This is a genomic window from Pseudactinotalea sp., from assembly GCF_048594945.1.
Taxonomy (GTDB): Bacteria; Actinomycetota; Actinomycetes; order Actinomycetales; family Beutenbergiaceae; genus Pseudactinotalea.
The window spans coordinates 1-2,562 of the sequence record NZ_JBMDXJ010000429.1; the positions used below are offsets into that span (position 1 = coordinate 1).

The 2,562-nt window shown below is 67.3% G+C and carries 2 protein-coding genes and 1 tRNA gene; 1 reads left to right on the forward strand and 2 read right to left on the reverse strand.

What is annotated here, in order from left to right:
- Positions 1-699: transposase (locus tag ACOJSN_RS19595; RefSeq protein WP_420114164.1), on the reverse strand; the 699-nt coding region annotated here is incomplete at its 3' end.
- A gap of 339 nt (positions 700-1,038) precedes the next feature.
- Between ACOJSN_RS19595 and ACOJSN_RS19600 the strand changes: the two genes are divergently transcribed.
- The gene (locus ACOJSN_RS19600) at positions 1,039-2,253 is read left to right on the forward strand and encodes a site-specific integrase (RefSeq protein WP_420114165.1); all 1,215 of its coding nucleotides are present in this window, start codon (positions 1,039-1,041) and stop codon (positions 2,251-2,253) included.
- 117 nt (positions 2,254-2,370) lie between these two features.
- On the opposite strand, the gene ACOJSN_RS19605 is transcribed toward ACOJSN_RS19600, so the two are convergent.
- A tRNA-Pro gene (locus tag ACOJSN_RS19605) sits at positions 2,371-2,444 on the reverse strand.
- Positions 2,445-2,562: the final 118 nt, after the last annotated feature.

Consider the following 2,562-nt stretch of genomic DNA (forward strand, 5'->3'; position numbering starts at 1 on the left):
GCGGATGAGGGTCTTGCGCCCTCGCCGGTACTTCTTCGGTAGCTGGGCGAGGGCGAGCTGGGTGGTGGTGATGTGGTCGGCCGCGGTGTTGGAGCCCGCGTTGCCCGGCCGCAGGAGGGCAGCGACGGGTTCTCCGGTGCCGCCGGGTCCGTGATCGACGAACGCCATGAGGGGGTGGTGGCCGTAGGTCTTCTTCCAGGTCGCGGCAGCGTCCTGTTTCTCCGAGTGCGCGATCACGAGAACGCCGTCGAGGTCGACCGTGACCTGGCCGTCGGCGTCTGGGGCGTTCCCGCCCGCCAGTGACCAGACCCGGTTGCGGGCTTCGGCCCGTGCGGACCGGATGGCTTGGAGGGCTTTGTCGCCGGAGGCGGCAAGAGCGTCGATCAGGCGGGAGACGGTCGGGTCGGAGGCGACCGCACCGAAGACGGCCAGCTCGCACCGCAGCATCGCGACATCCGCGAGACAGTCCCTGCCCTGCGCGACCGCCAGCGCGACATCCAGGAGCACCTTGCCGGGATCATGGACAGCCCGCGTCTTCCGCCACGGAGCCAGAGCTACGGTTATGACCTGGTCAAGACCGGTCTTGCGGACCGTCTCCACGAGCTGGACCGAACCGGCCCGCGACACGAGGGTAAGACCCGGTACGCTGTTTCGCCTGGGAAGTGCCTCCGACAGGGGCGGGAACAAGGACCTCCGCAATCCTCATTCTCGCTGGTCAGAGGCATTTTCAGCTTTGCTGACCGTCTGCCGGACAGCACGCTTCATGAAAGCGCGAGGATAGTGAGGCTCGGCTGCAACAGAGTCTGGCCAGGCTCCTGTCGCTCGGTGTGCTCGGACCTTGCGGTTTGGCCTCCGGCTGGTGCCGCATTCCTGTAGCTCGGCACAGAAGCGATGCTGGGCGGAGTGCTGTTGCATGCGACCTGCCGAGACAAGCGCCCGCACCCTCTCATCGGCGGAGCGGGCAACCACCGCGTCTGCTGCGAGCGAACTTGCCACTCCCCGCTGGGTACGGCCGCATCTTCGGGCTAACGTTCCGCGGTGCCGCGCAGGGCGGTGACCAGTAGCGGAAGGGAAGTTCTCTTGAAGGATCCGATACGGAAAGTGCTCCACAAGGACGGTCGCACTCGTTATCGCCTGGTGGTGGATGTCGGCACTAACGAGGCTGGCAAACGAAAGCAGCTGACGCGCACCTTCGACACGAAGAAGCAGGCGGTCACCGAGCTTTCGCGTATCCGGCACCAGGTTCAGCAGAGCACCTTCGTCGCACCGACCAAGCTGACGGTGGACGAGTGGCTCGACACCTGGCTCACCAGCGCCATTCGCGAAGTCGAGGCAGCGACTGCCGCGAACTACGAGGACGCCCTGCGGCCGGTACGGACCCACCTCGGTGACAAGGCTCTGCAGGCGCTCACCGAGGAGGACATCGAGGGCCTGGTCGACTGGATGCTGACCAGTGGCCGGGTGCGGGGAGGAAAGGCCGGCACTGGCCTCGGAGTCAGGTCGGTCCGGTTGACTCTGGGCCGGCTCCGTGCGGCGCTGAACATGGCGGTGCGCCGCCAGCTCGTACCCCGAAACGTCGCGCAGTACGTCACCATCCCCCGGAAGGCACGCGACGCCGCGCTGGAGGCGAAGGCCGAGCGGAAACCGTGGACGGAGGAGGAAGCACTCCCCTTCCTGCGCCACATCGCCGGGGACCGCCTGCACGCTCCGATGCTGCTCCTGCTCCTCGGCCTGCGCCCGGCCGAGGTATGTGGCCTTCGCTGGCAGGACGTGGATCTCAAGGCCGGGACGCTGCAGGTAGCGATGACCCGGACCAACGTCGAACGCATCGTGGTCGAGAAGGCTCCGAAGACAGCGGCGGGACGGCGGAGGCTGCTCCTCCCCCGCGTTGTCACCGAGGCCCTGGGCAGCTTCCGTACCCAGCAGGCGAAGGAGCGGCTCGCGGCTGGCGAGGCATACTCCGCCAGCGGTCGCGTCGTGGTCGACGAGTTCGGCGGGGCAGTGAAGACCGACTGGCTTCGACGCCGCTGCTACCGCCTCATGGAGACCTCCGGAGTACGGCGGGTCCGCCCCTACGACGCCCGCCACGCCGTCCTCACCTGGCTGGCCGCCTCGGGGGTACCGGACGTCGTGGTCTCCGCCTGGGCCGGACACAGCGATCTGTCCTTTACCAAACGGGTCTACGTACACCCGGACGTACAGCACCTCCAACCCGCGGTGGACCGGCTCAATGCCGTGTTCGACCAGGCCTGAGGCGGCACCGCGGACGAATGTGAGAAGTTGTGAGAGGTAGCCCTGAAACACAAAACAGGGCCCCGTCTCACATGAGTGAAACAGGGCCCTGACCTGCAATGGAGCCTTGCGCTCCTGTCGGGACGACAGGATTTGAACCTGCGACCCCTTGACCCCCAGTCAAGTGCGCTACCAAGCTGCGCCACGTCCCGTGCTCGTCCCGCCGGTCCCCCGGCGCTCCGTGCACAAAGAACAATACCCCACTTCGGTGGTGGCCCGCGCACACCCCCGGGTGGGTCACCGGCCGGACCGGGCAGGTCCGGACGGCTG